This is a genomic window from Agrobacterium sp. K11 (assembly GCF_059429395.1).
In genome coordinates, this window is sequence record NZ_JCAHRB010000011.1 from 184,456 (window position 1) to 206,153 (window position 21,698).

The following is a 21,698-nucleotide window of genomic DNA, read 5'->3' on the forward strand; positions in this document are numbered from 1 at the left end:
GGGGCATGGAATGGATTGTCATGCAGACCGTTTTGATTGTTATTCACCTCATGATCGTGCTGGCGCTTGTCGGCGTGGTTCTGATCCAGCGTTCCGAAGGCGGCGGCCTCGGCATCGGCGGCGGTTCGGGCTTCATGTCCGCGCGCGGAACGGCCAATGCGCTGACCCGCACGACGGGCATCCTTGCCGCGCTGTTCTTCGTGACGTCGCTCGGACTTGGTCTTCTGACCCGGTACGAATCGCGCCCGACGGATATTCTGAACCGTATTCCGGCCACGCAGGGTCAGGGCAACGGTATTCTCGACACGCTCGGCCCGGCACAGACGCCGGCAACGCCGGCTCCGGCTGAGAATGGCGTTCCGACCAACAGCGGCGCTGCAGCACCTGCGCAGACCACGCCTGCACCGGCCACTGCTGGTGAAGCCGCTCCGGCGCCGGCCAAGCCCGCCGATCCGAACGCAGTTCCGACCGGTCAATAAGCCCGGTTATGATTTAACGCTCCGGCAGGCCAAAAGCCTGCCGGTTTTCTTTTGTTCGCATTTCGCCACATCCCATTGCCAATTCGTCAACAGCGAATTTGCAACAGCATGAAATTTGGGCTGGCGGAATCAGAGGTAAAAAGGTATCCGGTGAATCCCATGGCGCGATATGTATTCATCACAGGCGGCGTGGTCTCCTCTCTCGGTAAGGGCATCGCAGCTGCGGCACTCGGAGCATTGCTGCAATCCCGTGGTTATCGGGTGCGGCTTCGCAAACTTGACCCCTATTTGAACGTCGATCCCGGCACGATGAGCCCGACACAGCACGGTGAAGTGTTTGTGACGGACGACGGTGCCGAGACGGACCTCGACCTTGGCCACTATGAACGCTTTACGGGGCGTTCGGCGACCAAGACCGACAACATCACCACTGGCCGCATCTACAAGAACATCATCGACAAGGAACGCCGCGGCGATTATCTCGGCGCGACCGTTCAGGTCATTCCGCATGTCACCAACGAGATCAAGGATTTCGTGACCGAAGGCAATGACGATTACGACTTCGTCATCTGCGAAATCGGCGGCACAGTGGGTGATATCGAGGCGATGCCGTTCATGGAGGCGATCCGCCAGCTCGGCAACGACCTGCCGCGCGGCACTGCAATCTATGTTCACCTGACGCTGATGCCTTACATTCCGGCAGCCGGCGAATTGAAGACCAAGCCGACCCAGCATTCCGTGAAGGAACTGCAGGCGCTTGGCATTCATCCCGACATCCTGCTGGTGCGCGCCGACCGGGAAATCCCGGAAGCGGAACGCCGCAAGCTTTCGCTGTTCTGCAACGTGCGTCCTTCCGCCGTCATTCAGGCGTTGGATGTTGCCAACATCTATGACGTTCCGATCGCCTACCACAATGAAGGTCTCGATTCGGAAGTGCTGGCCGCTTTTGGTATCGAACCGGCGCCGAAGCCGCGTCTGGAACAGTGGGAAGAGGTCTGCAACCGTATCCGCACGCCGGAAGGCGAGGTAACGATTGCGATCGTCGGCAAGTATACCGGCCTCAAGGACGCCTACAAGTCGCTGATCGAGGCGCTGCATCACGGTGGTTTTGCCAACCGCGTCAAGGTCAAGCTGGAGTGGATCGAGTCGGAAGTCTTCGAAAAGGAAGATCCGACGCCCTATCTCGAAAAGGTCAACGGCATTCTGGTGCCAGGCGGTTTCGGCGAGCGCGGTTCGGAAGGCAAGATCATGGCGGCGCAGTTCGCCCGTGAGCGCAACGTGCCCTATTTCGGCATCTGCTTTGGCATGCAGATGGCAGTCGTGGAAGCGGCGCGTCATCTGGCCGGCATCGAGAATGCCTCCTCCACCGAATTCGGTCCGACGGCTGAGCCCGTCGTTGGCCTGATGACCGAGTGGGTAAAGGGCAACGAGCTGGAGAAGCGCTCCACCAAGGGCGATCTAGGCGGCACCATGCGTCTCGGCGCTTACAAGGCAGCGCTGAAGAAGGACACGAAGATCGCCGAAATCTACGGTTCCACGGATATTTCCGAGCGCCACCGCCACCGCTACGAAGTGAATGTGGACTACAAGAACCGGCTGGAAGAATGCGGCCTCGTCTTCTCGGGCATGTCTCCTGATGGTGTGCTGCCGGAAACGGTGGAATATCCTGACCATCCCTGGTTCATCGGTGTGCAATACCACCCGGAACTCAAGAGCCGCCCGCTCGACCCGCATCCGCTGTTTGCCAGCTTCGTCGAAGCGGCGGTGGAGCAGAGCCGGCTGGTTTGACGGTTTGAATGAGATGAAGAGGGCCGCTTTTGCGGCCCTTTTTTATTGGGGTGCGCACAGAAAGCGTCAGGCCAGAAGGTTGTGCTTCCTCAGCCATGCCTCATACCATCCAGGCCATTCTTGCGTGGGGGTTCCGGGCTTGCCCATGCCGAAGCCGTGGCCGCCAGAAATGATTGGGTGAAATTCGACATTCACATCCGCCTTCTCGCACGCCTGCTGCATGATACGGCTATTGGCGGGATTGGAAATCCGGTCGTCATCCGCCTGCGTGAGGAAGACCGGAGGGCAATCTTTGCTCACATGGCTTTCCACTGACCACTCTCGTGTTGCCTCGTCTGTCGGGTGCCTGCCGATAAGTGACCTCCGGGTCGATGTATGTTCATAGGGCGCTGCAAGCGTGATGACCGGATAGATCATGGCCGCAACATTCGGCCGGGCTGATTGCCTGTCGATGTCATCGACTGCTTCGTAAGACGCAAAAGCCGAGCGGGCGGCGGCCAACCCCATCAAGTGCCCACCCGCAGAAAAACCAAGTGCGCCGATCCTGTACGGATCGATCTGCCGGTCCGAAGCGCGTGCACGCACCAGACGAAATGCGCGCTGCGCATCCTGAAGCGGTGCCAGCGGTCCAGCAGCCCATCCTTCAATCGGCAGACGATAGGTGAGGACAAAAGCATAAATGCCTCTGGCCGCGAGCCAGCGTGCGGCGGGATAGGACTCCTTGCCTTCCTCGATGCGTTTATATCCACCGCCACCTGCAATGATCATTGCGGAACCATTTGGCTTTGCGGGAGCGAAGACCTCCAGGCTCGGTACGGCAATGTTGGTGACAGCGCCTTTTTTGCTTATATTCGGGACGCCGTTCGGACCACCGCCTCCCGGAGGCGGGCCGGGCCAAAGCGAAATCCATTGCCGATCGCCTTGTGCAAACAGACTTGGGACTTTCATGGCCGTGGCGAGGAACGCACCACCAAGAAGCAGGCTGCGGCGGCAGATCATGATGTCATCCTCAATCGTGCATCTGGTTTCGGCATTCTCTGCGGAAGAACAGCTTACGGGGACGATTTAAAAACACCAAGAGTGGTCAGTACCGGGACATCCCAATGCTTTGACCCTACACCACGGTCTCATCGCTCATCCGTCAATCGAACAAACAAAAAACGGGCCCGAAGGCCCGTTCTCTATTCCAGCGATGATCCCGACCGGCTTACTTCGGGCCGATCATGTTTTCCGGGCGCACATACTGGTCGAATTCCTCGTTCGTGAGGTATCCGCCGCCGACGGCCTCGTCGCGCAGTGTCGTGCCGTTCTTGTGCGCGGTCTTGGCGATCTTGGCGCAGATGTCGTAGCCGAGCTTGCTGTTGAGAGCCGTGACGAGCATCAGCGAGTTCTCGACGCCCTTCCTGATGTTGTCTTCGCGGGCTTCGATGCCGACGACGCAGTTGTCGGTGAAGGAGACGGCGGCATCGCCCAGAAGCTGGACCGACTGCAGGAAGTTGTAGGCCATCATCGGATTATACACGTTCAGTTCGAAGTGCCCCTGCGAGCCTGCGAAGGAGAGCGCTGCATTGTTGCCGAAGATGTGGGCGCAAACCTGCGTCAGCGCTTCCGACTGCGTCGGGTTGACCTTGCCCGGCATGATCGATGAGCCGGGTTCGTTTTCCGGCAGCGACAATTCGCCAAGACCGGCGCGCGGGCCGGAGCCGAGGAAGCGGATGTCGTTGGCGATCTTGAACAGGGCTGCTGCTGCGGCATTGATCGCGCCATGCGAGAACACCATGGAATCGTGCGAGGCAAGCGCTTCGAACTTGTTCGGCGCCGTCACGAACGGCAGGCCGGTGATCTTGGAAATCTCTTCGGCAACCTTTTCAGCGAAACCGACGGGGGCGTTCAGGCCCGTGCCGACCGCCGTGCCGCCCTGGGCAAGCTTGGAAAGTGCGGGCAGGGTGAGTTCGATATTGGCAATCGCCGAGGCGACCTGCGCGGCATAACCGGAAAACTCCTGGCCGAGCGTCAGCGGCGTGGCATCCTGCGTGTGGGTGCGGCCGATCTTGATGATCTTTTCGAACTGCTTGACCTTGGCTTCCAGCGCCGAGTGCAGATGCTTGAGGGCCGGCAGCAGGTGGTGAACGATTTCTTCCACGCAGGCGATGTGCATCGCCGTCGGATAGGTGTCGTTCGAGGACTGGCTCATATTGACGTGGTCGTTGGGGTGAACCGGCTTCTTGGTGCCCATTTCGCCGCCGAGCATTTCGATTGCGCGGTTGGAAATCACCTCATTGGCATTCATGTTGGATTGCGTGCCGGAACCGGTCTGCCAGACGACCAGCGGGAAATGTTCAGTCAGCTTGCCGTCGATGACTTCCTGTGCGGCTGCGATGATGGTGTCGCCTACCTTGGGGTCGAGGCCTGCAAGCGCCATGTTCGCACGGGCGGCGGCCTGCTTGACGATGCCGAGCGCGCGAACGACAGAGGCGGGCTGCTTTTCCCAGCCGATCTTGAAGTTGCCGAGCGAGCGCTGCGCCTGCGCGCCCCAATAGCGATCGGCCTGAACTTCAATGGGTCCAAATGTATCGGTTTCCGTCCGTGTGGCTGTCATCAATCTTGCCTTTTTACTCGTTTTCCTCCGCCAAAACGGCACTTCGCCCGCCTTGCGCGCGCCGATATATAGAATCATCGCGCTGGCAATGAAAGCGTTGCGAGGCATGCCTGGCAGATATTTCCCTTGGGACAGGGCGATTTTGGCGCTCATCCTGCCCGGTTAAGAAAAAGACCTTGGCGTGTCATTTTTACTACGTCGATAAAAGCCCGGAAAACCGGGGTTTCACCGGCTTGGAACGGCTTGGCCAACCACGGCAAAGTGAATGAAATAAATAGAAATTTAACCATTCTCGCCAATTCTGGAAATTACGTTTTTATGGTTTTGGCCGTAATATGAGGTTCATTTCGGGTGCGTTCTGGACTTCGGCGTTTTCTTTTCAACGGGCCGTCTATCGGCTAGACAAGCATGAAACTGGATGCTCCGTCTTCGTTGGCGGCGCTGGGTGCTACGAGGATCAAATTGCAAGTCACATCTGGAAAAACATCGGCAGCGCTGGTGCTGGCTCTCGGTCTTTCCGTTTCCACCGCTCTTCCCGGCAGTGCCGGCGCGGTAACGCTGATGGACCTTTTGCGTGGCGGGCCTGGCAAGGTTGCGCGCGATCGCGGTGAAATGCCTCCAGCCGGTATCGTCACCTCGCCGCCGACGGTCGGACCGAGCGCCGATGCATCCGATCCCGAGCCTCTGCCGCGTGTTTCCGGTCCACGTTATTACGATTACAAGGCCGATACCGCACGCGCTGTGAACACCGCCAATTTCGGCGAGGGTCTTGCCAATGTGAAGTTCAGCGCCACCCCCGAAATCGGCAAGGCTCTGGAAGCCTATTACGGTGCCGGCGGCAAGGCGCTCTGGGTTTCGGAAGGCGAGCTGACTGCCCGCGCGAACGCCGTCATGGCGTTTTTGGAGACTGTTGGCGAAAGCGGCCTCGATCCGGCCGATTACAGCATTTCAGTACCCGCAAAGGACGTAACCGCCAGCATCAGCGCAGGCGCGAACGCATCCGGCACGCCGGTGGAAGTGGCTTCCGCATCGACCTCCGACGCCTATCAGCGCGCGCAGATGCAGTTCGAGCTTGCGCTTTCCGCCAAGGTCCTGGCCTATGTGCAGGATACGACGCGTGGCCGTGTCGATCCGAACCGGCTGTCCGGTTACCACGATTTCAAGCGCAAGACGGTGAACCTTGCGCCCGTGCTGAAGCTTGCAGGCCTCAGCCCCGATATCGCAGCCTATCTGCGCAGCCGTGAACCTTCGAACGCCGAATATCTGGCGCTGAAGGCCGAACTGGCCCGGTTGCGCAGCGAGGGTGATGCGGCCAACACGGTCAAGGTCCCCGCCGATCTGGTGCTGAAACCCGGCAACAGCAGCGGCGACATGGCGAGCGTCGTCAAGGCAATCGAACATCGCGCTTCGCCTGCCTTCAAGGCGGAACATGCGGCGATCATTTCTGGCTACCAGCAGACGCCGGATTATACGCCTGATCTCGTTGATCTGGTGAAGGCATTCCAGAGCGAAAACGGCCTGAAGGCCGACGGCGTCATCGGCCGCGCGACCGTGCGTGCCATGGTCGGCGAAAGCAACGACGCCCGGATTGCCAAGGTGCAGGTGGCGATGGAGCAGATCCGCTGGCTGCCGGCCGATCTCGGCCAGCGCTACGTCTTGATCAACCAGCCCGCCTTCATGGCCTATTACCACAATGACGGACAGGAACAGTTCGGCATGAAGGTGGTGGTCGGCTCCAAGGCCAACCAGACCTACTTCTTCCAGGACGAAATCCAGACCGTCGAATTCAACCCCTATTGGGGTGTTCCGCAGTCGATCATCGTCAACGAGATGCTGCCGAAGCTGCGCCGCGATCCGTCCTATCTCGACCGTCTGGGTTATGAGGTGCAGGTGGGTGGCCGTGCGGTTTCTTCCACCAGCGTCAACTGGTTCGGCTCGACCAATGCCATTTCGGTGCGTCAGCCGCCAAGCAGCGACAATGCACTGGGCGACCTGAAAATCCTGTTCCCGAATGCGCATGCCATTTACATGCATGATACGCCTGCCAAGAGCTTCTTCAACCGCGACATGCGGGCGCTGAGCCACGGCTGTATCCGTCTGGTCGACCCGCGCCGCATGGCGGCGGCGGTGCTTGGCACCAGCGTCGACAAGGTCAACGAGCAGATTGCAGCGGGCAAGAACCGCGCCGTGCAGGTGCCGGTGAAGATACCGGTCTACGTGGCCTATTTTACTGCCTGGCCGGACAAGGCCGGCAAGGTGCAGTTCTTCGACGACGTCTACGACCGTGACAGCTACGTCCAGAAGGCGTTTGCGGTAACGACGAAGGCGCGGGCCGCGTCGATTTGATAGAAATCTCATTGAGAAAAAGAAAGCGCCGGAAACGGCGCTTTTTTTGTTTCTGCGACTGCCAGTTACTATCGTAGCGACGATGCCGTAAAAAGCGTGAATGCCAGTTCGCCATCGCCGTCGAGCATGTTTGCGCTCAACAGCGCATCTTCCAGCGATGATTTGCGGATGAGGAGTTGGTAAAAGAATAGATGAACGAAAAGCGGCGTTGCCGCACCATCGGGATAGCCGTGTGAGGCTATGTAGGCGTGTGCTCGACCTTCAATGAATACTTTGGCGAAATCCTGCGAACCCGTGCAGCAGGCGGTGCTGAACACCACTGTGTCCCGCAGGTCGATGTTACCAGAGAGAATGTCGGCGTGCATGCTGCCGTTTTTCAGTTCTGTTCGGGTTATCTCCGTGTCGCACTCGCCGACGACTAGGCCGTTTTCATCGCCATGACCGCTGATGATGAGGTAGGGCGGCGGGTTGTCTGGCTGTTTCAGGCAGACCAGAATGTCTTCCGGCGTGCCGGGGAGATAAAGCCTTACCGATGCGCCTAGGCTTTCCAGCATTGCCCTCAAAAGCAGGGCCTCGCCAGAATCGCCGACGGCGACAATGCCGACGGCGGTGCGAGGGAAAAGGAAATTGCGATCGACCATGGCGAGCCTGAGAGTGTTCCGATTTATGCAGCGGCGTTGCGTTCTGTCAGCAGCCTTCCCACTAGATCTGGCGTTAGCGTTGCAAAATCATCTATCACGACATCTGGTTCGAGTTCGGCCATCGGCACATCCGAATAACCGAAGGTGACGCCGATCGATGGGACGGCCGCATTTTTGGCGGCGAGAATGTCGTTGATGCTGTCACCCACCATGACCGAGCGCTGCGGGTCGCCGCCAGCCTTTTCGATGGTGCCGAGAATATGGCGCGCATCAGGCTTGCGGAAGGGGAAGGTGTCGCCACAGGTGATGGCGGCGAAATATCGGGTGAGATCCAGTTTTTCGAGCAGTGGAATCGCAAGGATTTCGGTCTTGTTGGTGCAGACCGCGAGCGTGATGCCAGCTGACGAAAGCGCATCCAGTACGCTGACGATGCCGGGGTAGGGGCGGCTGTCGCCGGGCATTTCTGCGCGATAATGGTCAATGAAACGCTCGTACAGCGGCTCCAGTTCGGCTTCCGGCAATTCTACCTGACGCAACGCGAAGGCCCGCTTGATCATCACACGCGCGCCCTGGCCGACGAGATGCGTCAGGTCGTCATAGGTAACGGGGGCAAGACTGGCTGCGGCGATGGTGTGGTTGAGGCTGGAAACGAGATCGGCGGCGGTGTCGACGAGCGTACCATCGAGGTCGAAGATGGCGAGCGGGGAGAGCGGGCGGGATGTCACGGGAACTGGCCTCTTGAGAGAATGCTTTTGGCGATGATATCGATGCGTTCGTTGTGGCCAAGCCTAGGCAAACGGCTTTGTCTTTGCAACCGCGCCACAACGTTCTGTTCGTTGCCTGCAAAAATGCTTTCGTTTGGCTTTCGACCCGTGTAAACAGCACGGCGACGACAAAGCTACCGGAGTTTCAGGCACATGGATGCCCGCCAGATGAAGATCAAGGCCGCCGAGGCCGCATTGTCCCATGTGCAAGACGGGATGCGACTTGGTATCGGCACGGGCTCTACAGCTGAGGAATTCGTCAGGCTTCTGGCGGAAAAGGTTGCTGCAGGCCTGAAGGTCGAAGGCGTACCGACATCCGAGCGTACTGCGCGCCTTTGCGTGGAGCTTGGTGTGCCGCTGAAATCTCTCGATGAGTTGCCGGAACTGGACCTTACCATCGATGGTGCGGACGAAGTGGATCACGGCCTGCGACTCGTCAAGGGTGGTGGCGGTGCGCTTCTGCGCGAAAAGATCGTGGCGGCGGCATCCGCCCGCATGATCGTCATCGCCGACCAGAGCAAGGTTGTGGAGACGCTTGGCGCCTTTCCGCTTCCCATCGAAATCAATCCGTTCGGTCAGGTGGCGACACAGATCGCCATCGAGAAACTGGCGGCGCGGTCCGGCCTCTCGGGCGACCTGACGATGCGTTCGTCGGGCGACGGCGCCTTCATGACGGATGGTGGACACCTCATTCTCGACGCATCTTTTGGCCGTATTCCTGATGCAGAAGCGCTTGCACGCGAGCTGAACACTATCCCCGGTGTTGTCGAGCACGGACTTTTCATAAATTTGGCATCGCTTGCCATCATTGCGGGTCCTGAAGGCGCCCGCGTGATGCAGGCAGTATAACAGGAGCGAGATTTTCATGATCAAACTAGCGGGACTGGGCAAAGCTGCCGCTGCTTCGATCCTCATTTCCGGCATCGTGTTCGGTACTGCCGCACGCGCTCAGGAAATTTCGGAAGCGCATATAGCCGCCGCACGGCAGGCGATCGCCTCTCTTGGCGTTACTGACCGTTTCGATGATATCCTGCCGGGTCTGGCGGAACGTCTGAAGGCCGAACTCATTCAGGCATCGCCGAATGTGCAGGACGTGATCACCGCGACTGTAGACGCCAAGGCACTTGAGCTTGCGCCGCGCCGCGCCGATCTGGAACGCGAGGCAGCACTCACCTACGCGCGCGCCTTCTCCGTCGAAGAGCTGAACGCCATCTCAACCTTCTACAGCAGCGAAGCCGGCAAGAAGCTTCTGAAGGACGGCCCTATCGCCACGCGCGAACTGATGAAGGCTGCCGACATCTGGGCCGCGGGCATCAACCGCGATCTGAACACCTCCAGCATGACCGAATTGCAGAAGGTGGCCGGCGCTGATCTGAAGCCGCTTCCGGCCGATCAGGGCAACACCGGTGGCGCTCCGGCTCACAAGCCCTGAGTGAAATAGATAGAGCGTCGGGTCCCAAAGCTCACGTTCAGAAATATTCAAAGCCCGGCCGTAAGGTCGGGCTTTTCATTTGTGCGTCGCAGCACCTATATGTGCCATGAATACGCCACAGCCCGCCTTGAGGCCGATGGCACGTGGTTTTGATCAGGGGTTTTGACTATGACAGCTTATGACTACGATCTTTTCGTTATCGGTGGCGGCTCGGGCGGGGTGCGCAGCGCTCGCGTTGCCGCCTCACTCGGCAAGCGTGTGGGAATTGCCGAGGAATACCGTTACGGCGGAACCTGCGTCATCCGTGGTTGCGTGCCGAAGAAGCTGTTCGTTTATGCCTCGCAATTTCCGGAGCATTTCGAGGATGCCGAAGGTTTCGGCTGGAGCGTTGGCGAGCGTCGTTTCGACTGGAAAAAACTGATCGAAGCGAAAGACAGGGAAATCACCCGTCTCGAAGGGCTGTACCGCAAGGGTCTGGATAACGCCAAGGCCGATATTTTCGACAGCCGTGCAGAGCTTGTCGATGCGCATACCGTGAAGCTGACGAAGACTGGTGAGACCTTCACGGCCGAGCGTATCGTGATTGCCGTTGGCGGTACGCCGAACGAACACAAGGCGCTGCCCGGCCACGAGCTGACGATCTCCTCCAACGAGGCTTTCGACCTGGAAGAGCTGCCGAAATCGATCCTGATCGCTGGCGGTGGTTACATCGCCGTGGAATTCGCCAATATCTTCCACGGACTCGGTGTCGAAACGACGCTGATCTATCGCGGCAGGGAAATCCTTTCGCGCTTCGATCACGATATGCGCAAGGGCCTTCATGAAGCGATGGAAGCCAAGGGCATTCGTATCATTCTTGAAGACGTCATTCAGGAAGTGAGCAAGGAAGGTGCGGGCGGCTTTGTGGCACGGACGAAGCAGGGCAACTCGCTGCATGTCGGCCTGGTGATGCTGGCGCTCGGTCGCGATCCGAATACGCATGGTCTAGGCCTTGAAAATGCCGGTGTGAAGGTGGATGCGCGCGGCGCGATCATCGTCGATGAGTATTCGCGCACGAACGTTCCTGGTATCTTCGCACTGGGCGACGTCACCGATCGGGTACAGCTGACGCCGGTGGCGATCCACGAGGCCATGTGCTTCATCGAAACCGAGTATAAGAACAACCCGACCAAGCCGGACCACGAGCTTATTGCCACTGCGGTGTTCTCGCAGCCGGAAATCGGCACGGTTGGACTTTCTGAAGAGGAAGCGGGCAAGAAATACCCGCAACTGGAGGTCTATCGCGCGCAGTTCCGTCCGATGAAGGCAACGTTGTCCGGGCGACAGGAAAAGACGATCATGAAGCTGATCGTCAATGCCGCCGACCGTAAGGTCGTCGGCGCGCATATTCTCGGCCACGAGGCAGGCGAAATGGCGCAGCTTCTCGGCATCACGCTGAAGGCCGGATGCACCAAGGACGATTTCGATCGCACCATGGCGGTTCATCCGACAGCGGCCGAGGAACTGGTGACGATGTATTCGCCAAGCTACCGCGTGGTGGACGGCGAGCGCGTGTAACGCCGTCGCTTGCGCGACGTGATCACGTCTCCGCTTTGCTCGCCACCGCTTGAAAACCGTTGTTTTCCGGGTGGTGGCGGGTTTATTAAATCGTTTGAATTGACTTTTATGCACGTTAAACGCCCAAAACGGGCGGAATGGGCCCGATGGCCCTGACATCGGCTATGCAAAGCCTGTGCTTGGAGCTATAAGCCGCTCAATTTTTCGAGGCGGTCGTGCACAAATGCGCGGGCGAGAAAAGGGTAAGGACATGGCACAGAATTGGACACCCGGCAGTTGGCGGCAGAAACCGATCCAGCAGGTTCCCGAATATCCTGACGCGGCAGCGCTTGCGGCGACGGAAGCCACGCTTGCGACCTATCCGCCGCTCGTTTTTGCCGGTGAAGCCCGCCGCCTGAAAAAGCAGCTTGCCAATGTGGCAGACGGCAACGCCTTTCTGTTGCAGGGTGGCGATTGCGCCGAAAGCTTCCTCGAGCATGGCGCGGATAATATCCGCGACTTCTTCCGCGCTTTCCTGCAGATGGCTGTCGTCCTGACCTATGGTGCGCAGCTGCCGGTGGTGAAGGTCGGTCGTATTGCCGGTCAGTTCGCCAAGCCCCGCTCTTCGAACGTGGAAGTGCTCGATGGCGTGACGCTGCCGTCCTACCGCGGCGACATCATCAACGGCATCGAGTTCAATGAGACCTCGCGCGTGCCGAACCCCGAGCGTCAGCTCGACGCGTACCGCCAGTCGGCGGCGACGCTTAACCTGCTGCGCGCTTTCGCAATGGGCGGCTACGCCAACCTTGAAAACGTTCACCAGTGGATGCTCGGCTTCATCAAGGACAGCCCGCAGGCGGATCGTTACCGCAAGCTGGCTGACCGGATTTCCGAGACCATGAACTTCATGCAGGCAATCGGCATCAGCGCAGAAAACAATCCTAGCCTGCGCGAAACCGATTTCTTCACCAGCCATGAGGCTCTGCTGCTCGGTTACGAAGAGGCGCTGACCCGCGTCGATTCGACCTCCGGTGACTGGTATGCCACGTCGGGCCACATGATCTGGATCGGCGACCGGACACGTCAACTCGACCATGCGCATGTGGAATATTTCCGCGGCATCAAGAACCCGATCGGCCTGAAGTGCGGACCGTCGCTGACGCCTGATAATCTGATCGAGCTGATCGACGCGCTGAACCCTGCAAACGAGGCAGGTCGTCTGACGCTGATCTGCCGTTTCGGCCACGACAAGGTTGCCGACAGCCTGCCGAAGCTCATCCGTGCCGTGGAGAAAGAGGGCCGCAAGGTCGTCTGGTCGTGCGATCCGATGCATGGCAACACCATCACGCTCAACCACTACAAGACGCGTCCGTTCGAGCGTATCCTGTCGGAAGTCGAAAGCTTCTTCCAGATCCACCGCGCCGAAGGCACACATCCAGGCGGCATCCACATCGAGATGACCGGCAAGGACGTGACCGAGTGCACCGGCGGCGCCCGCGCCGTGACGGCAGATTCGCTGTCGGATCGTTACCACACCCATTGCGATCCGCGTCTCAACGCCGATCAGGCACTGGAGCTGGCCTTCCTTCTGTCCGAGCGCATGAAGAGCGGCCGTGACGAGAAGCGTCTGGCAATTGCTACTGCCTGACAGAGGCAGATCAAACAAAAAAGCCGCCGGATACTGCCGGCGGCTTTTTTTATGGTTGTCGGCCTGATTACTGGACGAGTGCCGGCTGCTGGCAGCGAACGTCGGTGACGCGCACATCGGCTTCGCCAATCTTGACGCCGAGTACCAGCAGCACGTTGTAGAGCAGCTGATCCACGGGCGCCGTGACTGCCGCGAGCGTGTTGGCAAGCGCTGACTGGATGCCCGCCAGACCTCCCAGATCGATATTAAGGAAGAGAAGCCTGATATCCAGATTGAGGTTCTTCAACAGTGAACTGACAAGAGTGGTAACGGTATCCTTCGTGGAAACACTCTTGATCTTGGCCTGGGTGATATCCGACTGGGTAAAGGTCAGCTTGGTCTTCGTCATGTTCGTGGCATTGATGAGGGCGCTGCCATTGATGGCGAGCAGGGCCGAATCCACGATCGCCGTCTTGGTAACGCGCGGATCCTTGCCGAAATTGGCAAAGGCCGTGGTATCGACATTGCCAAGCGCGATTTCTGCGACGCCGGGAACGACTTCGACATCGACCGTACCCTGTCCGCCGCCCGTGCAGCGAATGTCGGCGAGCCGCGCTTCGGCATGGGCGACTTCCACATAGAGCGGAATATTGACCTTCAGACCGGCAATCGCCTGAAGCCCGTCAACCACGACACTGACCGCCAGCCGGGTTTGTGCGGTGCGTACCACGGTGCCCTGGCCGCCGACGGCAAGCGACGGCGTTTCGACGGGTGGCTCACCGATGGCGAGCGTTGTCTTGACCGAGGCTAGACCGAGAAGATTGGCGTTGAGGTTGAGCGCCAGCTGGTTGCCGCCATTGCCTGCCACGGCGGCGGCGTTGAGAAGATCGAAGACGCCTGCGGTGACCTTTAGGTTTTCGCCGCTACCGATCAGCTTGTCCGAGAACGGGCCGAGATTGAGGATTTCTTCAAGCTTGAGCTTGATGTTGCTCTTGTTGGCGGTTTTTGCCAGCGTCTTCAGAATGTTGGCCACAGCCGGCTGCAGGCCGGTGGTCTTCGTCAGCGCGTCCAGGAATTTGCCGTAGGTGATTTCCGTCTTCAGGACATCCTTGTAGGTGCCGGCTGTCAGGTTGAGATCGACAGCCAGCGCTTCGACGACATGCAGCGCGTTGACATCAGCAGCCACAAGCGCCTGGTAATCCATAACCTTGAGCGAGACCGTCGTACCGAGCAAGCCGCCGAGCAGGCTGTTCAAAATGCCTTCATCGAGGCTTGCCAGTCGCGAGCCCACCGAAAATGCCGCGATCTTTTGGGATGAGGCCGTTCCAGCCGCGGAAATCTTGGGCGGCGTGGTGAAGGCGGAGGCAAAGAATATCTGGCCCTTTTCGACGATATTCACTTTCATCGCATTGGTGGGAAGTGCATTTTCGACGAAACGCTGGCCGACAGGCAGGGTCGCGTCCGGCTCATAGTGACCTTTGACGACTTCGGCATAACCGTTGCTCTTGGCAAATTCGTTCAAGGGGTCGAAAGGTTGAAGACCGTCTACGGTCAAGAGGCCATTCGGTGTCTTGACCCCGAGATTCATGCCGTTGAGGGCAAAATATTGCTGGACCGCCTTTTCGGGATCAGCGGCATTGGCCGCCGCTGATATGGCCGCAAGATCGGCGGTCTGCTGCAATTGCCGCTTCTGCAGGGTCAGATAGCCATAATCGACGCCAAGCGCCAATATGCCGATGAAAAGCGGTGCGGTAAGCCCGGCCGAGATGGCGATGTTGCCTGTGCGATCCTTCAGGAAACGGGGAAGCAAAGAAGAGATATTTTGCATGTCATGCTCCTCCGATCCGGATTGTGGAAAAACGCCGGATGACCGGCTCGGGCAGGGTGTAGCTGTAGAGGCTCCAGATCGGCAGATCACGGGCGTCATATTCCACCTTGACCGTGAACTGGTTGGCATTGGCGGGATCGGTGGCGACGTTGACCGTGAAACGCGTCTTGTCCATGAAGGCGTAGCTGAGGTCACTTTTGGTGACGAAATCACGGGCCAGCTGCTGGCGCTCGGTCGTATTCAGTCCGGCAACTGCCGTCCTTGCCGCGTCGGCGGCGATCTGCTGCACAGAATAGGCGGCCATCAGGTAGATACCGTAGGCAATCATTGTCAGCAGGACGAGAAAGAAAATCGGCGCGACGATAGCGAACTCGACAGCGGACGAGCCGGATCGATCACGAAGGAAATGCACTCCATTACGCATAAAGCACCCCCGTTTCTTCAGGCACCAAAGTCAGATGCCTTTATTCTTATTTTCGGAAATGCTAATTTATAGGTGTTAATTTTGTATTGATGTCGCTCTTATGGGTTGCAGGCCGGGAAAGCCCTTCGCGTTAATACCCATGGATTTCAGATCAGCCGAAGCCCTTTGAAGCTGGCGTGGCCGTCTTTGCCGATGATGATGTGGTCGTGCACCGCTATCCCCAGCGGCTTTGCCGTATCGATGATGGTTTTGGTCATCTCGATATCGGCACGCGAGGGGGTAGGGTCTCCACTCGGATGATTATGTATTAAAATCAAAGCTGTAGAGGAAAGTTCGAGGGCGCGGCGCACCACTTCGCGCGGGTAAACCGGCGTGTGGTCCACGGTTCCCTGACCCTGCACCTCGTCGGCGATCAGGACGTTGCGCTTGTCGAGGAACAGGATGCGGAATTGTTCGCGGGTTTCATGGGCCATGGCGGCATGGCAATAGTCGATGACCGAAGACCAGGAGCCGAGAATCTGCTTGTTGCGGATTTCGCCCTTCAGCATGCGCTGGGAAACGGAGGCGACGAGCTTCAGATCGAGCGCCACGGCCTCACCCACGCCCTTCACCTCCTGCAACAGCGGCAGCGGCGCGCCAAGCACCCCGCCAAGGGTACCAAAGCGGGCGATCAACGCCTTGGCGATGGGTTTCGTATCACGCCTCGGGATCAGCCGGAAAAGCAGAAGCTCCAGCAGTTCGTAATCGGCAAGGGCGGTGTCGCCGCCGTCGCGATAACGCGCCCGCAGCCTGTCCCTATGGCCGTGATAGTGTGCGATCTCCGCTTCCGGCTCCGCAATGGCTGCGGGGTGTTCCGAGGTCTTCTTCACCGCACTTCGCGGTTCGGCAAAGAAGCCGCGCTCATCCGTTCCGTCGAACAGATCGCCGTTTCCCGCCTGAAAGCCGGAGGTCGATGGAAGATCGGCGGAAGGCGGGGCAGGGCGTTTTGCCATGGCGGTCTGGCCTTATGCGAGTGGCGGCAGGCCCGGACGGTCAAAGCCGCCCGGCGACAGTGTGAAGATTTCGCAACCGGTAGCGGTTACGCCGACCGCATGTTCGTATTGCGCGGAAAGGGAGCGGTCGCGCGTTACTGCCGTCCAGCCATCGGAGAGCACCTTCACATGCGGCTTGCCGAGGTTGATCATCGGCTCGATGGTAAAGATCATTCCCTCGCGAATCTCCGGGCCTTCGTCCGGGCGGCCGTAGTGCAGGATATTGGGGGTGTCGTGGAACAGGCGTCCAACGCCGTGGCCGCAGAAATCACGCACCACCGAGCAGCGTTCCGCCTCGGCATAGGCCTGAATAGCCGCGCCGATCGCGCCGGTGCGCGCACCCGGTTTCACTGCCGCGATGCCGAGCATCAGGCATTCATAGGTCACTTCCATCAGACGTTCAGCCGCGCGCTTGATCGTGCCAACCGGATACATGCGGCTCGAATCGCCGTGCCAGCCGTCCAGAATATAGGTCACGTCGATATTGACGATTTCGCCTTCACGCAGCGGCTTTGCGTCCGGAATGCCGTGGCAGACCACATGGTTGATAGAGGTGCAGACGGATTTCGTATAACCGCGGTAATTCAGTGTTGCCGGCAAAGCGCCATGGTCGGCGCCGAACTCGAAGACGAAACGGTCGATGGCATCAGTCGTCACACCCGGCTTGACGATTGCCGCCAGTTCGTCGAGGCAACGCGCCGTCAGCTGGCACGCCTTGCGCATCCCGTCGAAATCCTCAGGGGTATAAAGGCGGATGACGCCGGTATTCTTGAGGGGGGCGGAGGCTGCGTCGATATAGGTGACCATCATAGTGCTTTCTGTCTCTTTACGTCCCTGTTCATAAAACAGCCGGACGCCATTCGTCCATCTTAACCGTTCCCGTGACTGAAATTTGTGCCGGGGAAACGTCGCATTTCACCGCATAGGCCTCCACGCCGCGCGACATGGCTCGCTGAAACGCCAGCGCATAGACCGGATCCAGATCATCGCAGATGCGCATCCGGTCGCAATCGTTACGCTGAATGAGATAGAGCATCACCGCGCGGTGACCGGCCTCTGCTGCGTCGCCCAGCTCCTCCAGATGTTTGGCGCCGCGTTTGGTGGCGGTATCAGGGAATTCGGCCAGACCTTTTTCGCGCATGAAATGCACGTTTTTTACTTCCACATAGGCATCCGGCCGCCCAATTTCGGAAAGCAGGAAATCGATGCGGGAATTGCGGCCGTATTTCTGCTCGCGCCGGATCGTCGAATAGCCGGCAAGCTGCGGGATGCGGCCATTGAGGATCGCTTCTTCCGCCAGCCGGTTCGGCATGCCGGTATTGATGCCGACCACGGTGCCATCGGCCTCGACCATTTCCAGCATATGCCGGTACTTGCGGGTTGGGCTGTCATGCTCGGACAGCCAGATACGCGAGCCGGGCGTGGTCAATCCGCGCATGGAGCCGGTATTGGGGCAGGAGCCTGTAATCGCCGTGCCGTCCTCCAGAACGGCGTCGAAGAGGAAACGCTTGTAGCGGGCGATCAGCGTGGCGGGAACGAGTGGGGGCGTGAAGAGCATGTGGCCTGAAAGATGAGAGGTGGGGGCTGGTCAGGACAGGACGTAGGTTCCGGGTGCATCACCGAGCACTGGTCGCTTGCCGTCTCCCGGCGTCCTTGCCTTTACCTTCTCGCCATTCTGGCTTTCGATCCAGTTTTGCCAGTGCACCCACCATGATCCCTTGTGGGCCGTGGCTGCGGCCTGCCAGGCATCGAAGTCTCCGGATGGTGATGCGCCTGTCCAATATTGGTATTTTTCGGATTGCGGCGGATTGACCACACCGGCTATGTGGCCGGAAGCGCCGAGCACGAATTCCACGGGGCCGCCGAACAGTGCCGCCCCCGTGAAGACCGATTTCGCTGGCGCGATATGGTCGTCGCGGGTGGCGAGATCATAGACGGGGATTTTTATGTCGCCGAGGTTGATCCGCTTGTCCGCCACGCGCATCAGCCCGCGGGCGAGATTGTTGTCGAGATAACAATTGCGCAGATAGAAGGAATGGCAGGCAGCGGTCACCCGAGTCGAATCTGAATTCCAGTAGAGGAGATCGAAGGGCAGGGGTTCCGTGCCGCGCAGATAATTATCGACCATATAGGGCCAGATGAGATCGGAGGCGCGCAGCATGTTGAAGACTGTGGCCATGATCGAGCCATCGAGATAACCGACGGCCTGCATGTGCCTGTCGAGCGCGGCGAGCTGGCCTTCGTCGATGAAGACCTTGAGGTCACCGGCATGGATGAAATCCGTCTGGGCGGCGAGAAGTGTGGCGCTGCGAATGCGCTCATTGCCTTCCTGCGCATGCAATGCCAGGGCCGAAGACAAAAGCGTGCCGCCGACGCAATAGCCGATGGCGTTGATCTCTTTTTCGTCGGTTTGCTCCTCGATCGTGTCGAGGGCAAAATCGATACCTTCGCGGATATAGTCCTCCCAGCCCTTGTCGGCCAGCCTGGCGTCCGGGTTGATCCACGAGACCATGAACACGCTGTGACCCTGATCGAGACACCATTTAACGAAGGATTTCTGTGGGTTGAGATCGAGGATATAAAATTTGTTGATCCATGGCGGCACGATGAGCAGCGGCCGTTTGAAGGCCTTTTTCGTCGTCGGCGCGTAATGGATGATCTCGCAGAGCGGGCTTTTGGCAACCACCTTGCCTGATGTGATGGCGATGTTCTGGCCGATGACGAATTTGCTGTAATCGGTCTGGCGCAGTTTCAGATGGCCGTGGCCGGCCGCGACATCTTCGGCAAGCTGTGCCATGCCCTTGACGAGATTGGCCCCGCTGGACGCGACCGTCTCGCGGAAGACCTGCGGATTGGTGAAGACGAAGTTGGCCGGCGAGAGGGCTTCCGTCACCTGGCGCATGTAAAACAACGCCTTGGTGCGGGTGTGCTCGTCCAGCCCTTCGGCTTCCATAACCATCCGGTCGGCAAAACCGACGGTGGTCTGATAGGCTTTGAGGAGAAAATCGAAAAATGGATTGGCCTGCCAGTCCGCGTCGGCAAAACGCCTGTTCTTTCGCTCTGCAGGGCCGGTCTGTGCGGCCTTTTCCGAGCGGGAATCGTCATCTTCCGAAAACTGTGCCACCGATTTTGTCCACAGATCGAAATAGCTGGAAAGCAGGTGGGTCTGCGCTTCGAGTGAACGCTTCGGTTCAGCCATCCAATATTCGGCGACGTCGGACAGCGTCTTGACGAGGTCGGTCATCGGATCGGCGCTGGTCTGCGGAATTTCACCGCGTTCGCGGGGTGCCAGCCATTCGGACGCGGCTTTGCCGAGGTTTTCCAGCGCGCGGGCGATGTTGACCGCAAAGGCTTCCGGGTCGCGGATCAGGTAAGCCTCGGCGGATGTGGCGTCGAAACCGGGCGTTTTGCCACCCTTTTTCTCTGCCCCGCCGTCAACACCTGCCATGCGCTGTCCTCCACCAAATTTGTGTTTGCACATTCTGCATGAAAACGAATACAAGTTCCACCAGCAAGGGGAGGCCACGAAGAGCCGAACCGCAGTCGAATTCGATATCGGCGATATCCTTACAGGCGGAACATGACGATGGGCAAGCACATGGGTACATGGGGAAGATTTGCGGAAAACGCTGGAAGGATCGCCCTTCTTTCGCTTTCCGGCGCCATGCTCGTTACAGTACTTGCCGCCTGCAAGACCCCGGCACCGATCGTCGCACCGGCCCATATGCCCCACCCGCAAGCCCAAATCGTTGGCCCGCGCCCCGTCAGCGACAATGTGGTGAGCCAGAGACGCGATACCGGCACCTATCCAAGCTTTTCAGCACCGATTACGGCTGCCGGCAGCCAGATGGGGGATGACGAGGCGTCCAAAATGGAATCGAACCTGTCGCGCCTCGGTGCTGCACGCCGCAACGGCCAGATTTCGGAAGCCGAATACAAACGCCGAGTCGCGGAATTGCGGGCGCTTGGCGAAAACCAGAAGCCGGTTGCGACGCCTGCTACGCAGTGAGGTCTTCCGTTCGTCGTTCTGGGGCCTTTACCGAGAATAGACGACCTGTGGATCTCGAGATTCGCTCGGCACAAGGCCAAGGATAACGGCAATCCTTGTGCTTCATTCTGTTACCAAGCCGTTCTCATAACCCCTTATTTACCCTGCCTTTGAACCATCTGCTTACTGAAGATGTTAAGCGGATGGATGCGCTTTGCCGCTTATGATGCGGTCATAACAAACAGGCCGCTGAAAAAGCGGTAGACAGGGTGAAATATCATGAGATGCATCGCTGCTTTGCTGGTTCTTGCCGGTTTTGCGCTCGCACCCGCGCAGGCGCGGGCGCCGTACATCAACATCGGAACGTCAGCGCCGCAGGGACGATGAAAAGTTGAAAAACGCCGGTCAGTCGTTTCCGGCGGCTTCGCTGAGCATATCGAGGTCCGGCACCGTGATATGACGGTTGTTCTCGATGCTGATCGTGCCTTCCTTGCGCAGCTTAGTCATTTGCCGGCTAACTGTTTCGATGGTGAGACCAAGGAAGTCAGCTATGTCTGCGCGCGATAGCGGCAGGTCGAACGTTGATTTATCGTCCTTTTCCGGATCGATATGCGTGGCTATCATATAAAGGAAGCTGGCAACCTTTTCCTGTGCCGATTTTCGGCCAAGTGTCAGCATCCAGTCGCGCGCCTCATCCAGTTCCTTCAGAGACTGGCTGTGAAGCTTGCGTTCCATATCCGGCACTTCGGAAACCATGCGGTCGACGATACGGCGCGGGAACAGGCAGATTTCCACATCGGTTGCGGCTTCGGCCGTCATCTTGCTTTCCGCCATGAACGGGCGGCCGAGAAAATCCGGTGCAAATTGCAGGCCGACGATCTGCTGGCGGCCATCCGACATCATCTTCGAGAGCTTCACGACGCCGTTGAGAATGTTGCCGTAGGAACTGACGAGTTCCCCCTGGGCAAGCAGCTCGTTGCCCGCTTCCAGCTTCTTACGGCTGGAATGACGGTTGAGGTCGCAGAGCTGCTGCGGCGTCAACGTGCTGCAAAGACCACCGTGACGCGCCTCGCAGGAGCGGCATACGACGGGATATTCCGAATTATGGATGGTCTTCTGTAGCGTGTCCATCAGCCTTTTCCGATGCTGGCTTTAAGGGACGAATGCGACCGCAGGTGTAAAATCCGGTCTTTTCGAAGGCTTGCGCCGCGTAGT

General features: G+C 58.9%; 19 protein-coding genes. 8 read left to right on the forward strand and 11 right to left on the reverse strand.

Annotated elements, in window-relative coordinates; genetic code table 11:
* Window positions 1-20 precede the first annotated feature (20 nt).
* A complete protein-coding gene (secG, locus tag AC5SEO_RS20735) occupies window positions 21-479 on the forward strand; it encodes a preprotein translocase subunit SecG (protein ID WP_065687408.1) in 459 nt (152 codons plus the stop codon).
* A 150-nt stretch (window positions 480-629) separates the two neighbouring features.
* Window positions 630-2,267, forward strand: coding sequence for a CTP synthase (gene pyrG, locus AC5SEO_RS20740; RefSeq protein WP_333704228.1), 1,638 nt, complete (start codon window positions 630-632; stop codon window positions 2,265-2,267).
* 66 nt (window positions 2,268-2,333) lie between these two features.
* Here the strand turns inward: pyrG and AC5SEO_RS20745 are convergent, their stop codons facing one another.
* Both AC5SEO_RS20745 and fumC read right to left on the reverse strand, forming a co-directional pair.
* Window positions 2,334-3,266 carry an alpha/beta hydrolase gene (locus AC5SEO_RS20745; protein WP_174068376.1) on the reverse strand — a complete coding sequence of 311 codons (933 nt, stop codon included), beginning with the start codon at window positions 3,264-3,266 and terminating at the stop codon, window positions 2,334-2,336.
* A 208-nt stretch (window positions 3,267-3,474) separates the two neighbouring features.
* Window positions 3,475-4,866, reverse strand: a complete 1,392-nt coding sequence (fumC, locus tag AC5SEO_RS20750) for a class II fumarate hydratase (RefSeq protein ID WP_174068375.1) — start codon at window positions 4,864-4,866, stop codon at window positions 3,475-3,477.
* Between the two features lie 408 nt (window positions 4,867-5,274).
* On the opposite strand from fumC, the gene AC5SEO_RS20755 reads away from it, so the two are divergent.
* Window positions 5,275-7,212 carry a L,D-transpeptidase family protein gene (locus AC5SEO_RS20755; protein ID WP_076845397.1) on the forward strand — a complete coding sequence of 646 codons (1,938 nt, stop codon included), beginning with the start codon at window positions 5,275-5,277 and terminating at the stop codon, window positions 7,210-7,212.
* A 68-nt stretch (window positions 7,213-7,280) separates the two neighbouring features.
* Here AC5SEO_RS20755 and AC5SEO_RS20760 read toward each other — a convergent pair whose 3' ends face one another.
* Together AC5SEO_RS20760 and AC5SEO_RS20765 are read right to left on the reverse strand one after the other, a co-directional pair.
* Window positions 7,281-7,853 (reverse strand): hypothetical protein, encoded by a 573-nt coding sequence (locus AC5SEO_RS20760; RefSeq protein ID WP_174061363.1) that lies wholly within the window; start codon window positions 7,851-7,853, stop codon window positions 7,281-7,283.
* Between the two features lie 23 nt (window positions 7,854-7,876).
* Window positions 7,877-8,578, reverse strand: coding sequence for an HAD family hydrolase (locus AC5SEO_RS20765; protein WP_149910070.1), 702 nt, complete (start codon window positions 8,576-8,578; stop codon window positions 7,877-7,879).
* 192 nt (window positions 8,579-8,770) lie between these two features.
* Here AC5SEO_RS20765 and rpiA point away from each other — a divergent pair, with 192 nt between their 5' ends.
* The 4 genes from rpiA to AC5SEO_RS20785 all read left to right on the forward strand — a co-directional run bounded on the left by rpiA (window position 8,771) and on the right by AC5SEO_RS20785 (window position 13,233).
* Window positions 8,771-9,466 (forward strand): ribose-5-phosphate isomerase RpiA, encoded by a 696-nt coding sequence (gene rpiA, locus AC5SEO_RS20770; protein ID WP_003515412.1) that lies wholly within the window; start codon window positions 8,771-8,773, stop codon window positions 9,464-9,466.
* A 16-nt stretch (window positions 9,467-9,482) separates the two neighbouring features.
* Window positions 9,483-10,049, forward strand: a complete 567-nt coding sequence (locus AC5SEO_RS20775) for a DUF2059 domain-containing protein (protein ID WP_003515410.1) — start codon at window positions 9,483-9,485, stop codon at window positions 10,047-10,049.
* 168 nt (window positions 10,050-10,217) lie between these two features.
* Window positions 10,218-11,606: a glutathione-disulfide reductase gene (gene gor / locus AC5SEO_RS20780; protein ID WP_174068374.1), complete on the forward strand. Its 1,389-nt coding sequence runs from the start codon at window positions 10,218-10,220 to the stop codon at window positions 11,604-11,606.
* A 250-nt stretch (window positions 11,607-11,856) separates the two neighbouring features.
* Entirely contained in the window at window positions 11,857-13,233 is a 1,377-nt protein-coding gene (locus AC5SEO_RS20785) for a class II 3-deoxy-7-phosphoheptulonate synthase (protein ID WP_003515403.1), read from the forward strand.
* A 67-nt stretch (window positions 13,234-13,300) separates the two neighbouring features.
* Here AC5SEO_RS20785 and AC5SEO_RS20790 read toward each other — a convergent pair whose 3' ends face one another.
* The 6 genes from AC5SEO_RS20790 to AC5SEO_RS20815 form a co-directional block, all read right to left on the reverse strand.
* On the reverse strand, window positions 13,301-15,040 hold the full coding sequence (locus AC5SEO_RS20790; RefSeq protein WP_003515402.1) for a TadG family pilus assembly protein: 1,740 nt from the start codon (window positions 15,038-15,040) through the stop codon (window positions 13,301-13,303).
* 1 nt (window position 15,041) lies between these two features.
* The gene (locus AC5SEO_RS20795) at window positions 15,042-15,464 is read right to left on the reverse strand and encodes a TadE/TadG family type IV pilus assembly protein (RefSeq protein ID WP_003515401.1); all 423 of its coding nucleotides are present in this window, start codon (window positions 15,462-15,464) and stop codon (window positions 15,042-15,044) included.
* A gap of 146 nt (window positions 15,465-15,610) precedes the next feature.
* Entirely contained in the window at window positions 15,611-16,456 is an 846-nt protein-coding gene (gene radC / locus AC5SEO_RS20800) for a RadC family protein (RefSeq protein ID WP_174068373.1), read from the reverse strand.
* Between the two features lie 12 nt (window positions 16,457-16,468).
* On the reverse strand, window positions 16,469-17,302 hold the full coding sequence (gene map, locus AC5SEO_RS20805; RefSeq protein WP_025593534.1) for a type I methionyl aminopeptidase: 834 nt from the start codon (window positions 17,300-17,302) through the stop codon (window positions 16,469-16,471).
* Between the two features lie 31 nt (window positions 17,303-17,333).
* A complete protein-coding gene (gene sfsA / locus AC5SEO_RS20810) occupies window positions 17,334-18,053 on the reverse strand; it encodes a DNA/RNA nuclease SfsA (RefSeq protein ID WP_003515398.1) in 720 nt (239 codons plus the stop codon).
* A 30-nt stretch (window positions 18,054-18,083) separates the two neighbouring features.
* Window positions 18,084-19,943, reverse strand: a complete 1,860-nt coding sequence (locus tag AC5SEO_RS20815) for a class I poly(R)-hydroxyalkanoic acid synthase (protein ID WP_174068372.1) — start codon at window positions 19,941-19,943, stop codon at window positions 18,084-18,086.
* Between the two features lie 138 nt (window positions 19,944-20,081).
* Between AC5SEO_RS20815 and AC5SEO_RS20820 the strand changes: the two genes are divergently transcribed.
* Window positions 20,082-20,504, forward strand: coding sequence for a hypothetical protein (locus AC5SEO_RS20820; protein WP_080863740.1), 423 nt, complete (start codon window positions 20,082-20,084; stop codon window positions 20,502-20,504).
* Between the two features lie 384 nt (window positions 20,505-20,888).
* Here AC5SEO_RS20820 and fnrN read toward each other — a convergent pair whose 3' ends face one another.
* On the reverse strand, window positions 20,889-21,614 hold the full coding sequence (fnrN, locus tag AC5SEO_RS20825) for a transcriptional regulator FnrN (RefSeq protein WP_003515395.1): 726 nt from the start codon (window positions 21,612-21,614) through the stop codon (window positions 20,889-20,891).
* Window positions 21,615-21,698: the final 84 nt, after the last annotated feature.

Excerpts from the sequence above, each read along its gene's own strand:
- AC5SEO_RS20795 (WP_003515401.1), bottom strand. The coding sequence starts at position 15,464 with ATGCGTAATGGAGTGCATTTCCTTCGTGATCGATCCGGCTCGTCCGCT.
- AC5SEO_RS20785 (WP_003515403.1), top strand. The coding sequence starts at position 11,857 with ATGGCACAGAATTGGACACCCGGCAGTTGGCGGCAGAAACCGATCCAG.
- sfsA (WP_003515398.1), bottom strand. The coding sequence starts at position 18,053 with ATGCTCTTCACGCCCCCACTCGTTCCCGCCACGCTGATCGCCCGCTAC.
- AC5SEO_RS20755 (WP_076845397.1), top strand. The coding sequence starts at position 5,275 with ATGAAACTGGATGCTCCGTCTTCGTTGGCGGCGCTGGGTGCTACGAGG.
- radC (WP_174068373.1), bottom strand. The coding sequence starts at position 16,456 with ATGGCAAAACGCCCTGCCCCGCCTTCCGCCGATCTTCCATCGACCTCC.
- fumC (WP_174068375.1), bottom strand. The coding sequence starts at position 4,866 with ATGACAGCCACACGGACGGAAACCGATACATTTGGACCCATTGAAGTT.
- rpiA (WP_003515412.1), top strand. The coding sequence starts at position 8,771 with ATGGATGCCCGCCAGATGAAGATCAAGGCCGCCGAGGCCGCATTGTCC.
- gor (WP_174068374.1), top strand. The coding sequence starts at position 10,218 with ATGACAGCTTATGACTACGATCTTTTCGTTATCGGTGGCGGCTCGGGC.
- AC5SEO_RS20815 (WP_174068372.1), bottom strand. The coding sequence starts at position 19,943 with ATGGCAGGTGTTGACGGCGGGGCAGAGAAAAAGGGTGGCAAAACGCCC.
- fnrN (WP_003515395.1), bottom strand. The coding sequence starts at position 21,614 with ATGGACACGCTACAGAAGACCATCCATAATTCGGAATATCCCGTCGTA.
- AC5SEO_RS20760 (WP_174061363.1), bottom strand. The coding sequence starts at position 7,853 with ATGGTCGATCGCAATTTCCTTTTCCCTCGCACCGCCGTCGGCATTGTC.
- AC5SEO_RS20820 (WP_080863740.1), top strand. The coding sequence starts at position 20,082 with ATGGGCAAGCACATGGGTACATGGGGAAGATTTGCGGAAAACGCTGGA.
- AC5SEO_RS20790 (WP_003515402.1), bottom strand. The coding sequence starts at position 15,040 with ATGCAAAATATCTCTTCTTTGCTTCCCCGTTTCCTGAAGGATCGCACA.
- map (WP_025593534.1), bottom strand. The coding sequence starts at position 17,302 with ATGGTCACCTATATCGACGCAGCCTCCGCCCCCCTCAAGAATACCGGC.
- AC5SEO_RS20775 (WP_003515410.1), top strand. The coding sequence starts at position 9,483 with ATGATCAAACTAGCGGGACTGGGCAAAGCTGCCGCTGCTTCGATCCTC.
- AC5SEO_RS20745 (WP_174068376.1), bottom strand. The coding sequence starts at position 3,266 with ATGATCTGCCGCCGCAGCCTGCTTCTTGGTGGTGCGTTCCTCGCCACG.
- secG (WP_065687408.1), top strand. The coding sequence starts at position 21 with ATGCAGACCGTTTTGATTGTTATTCACCTCATGATCGTGCTGGCGCTT.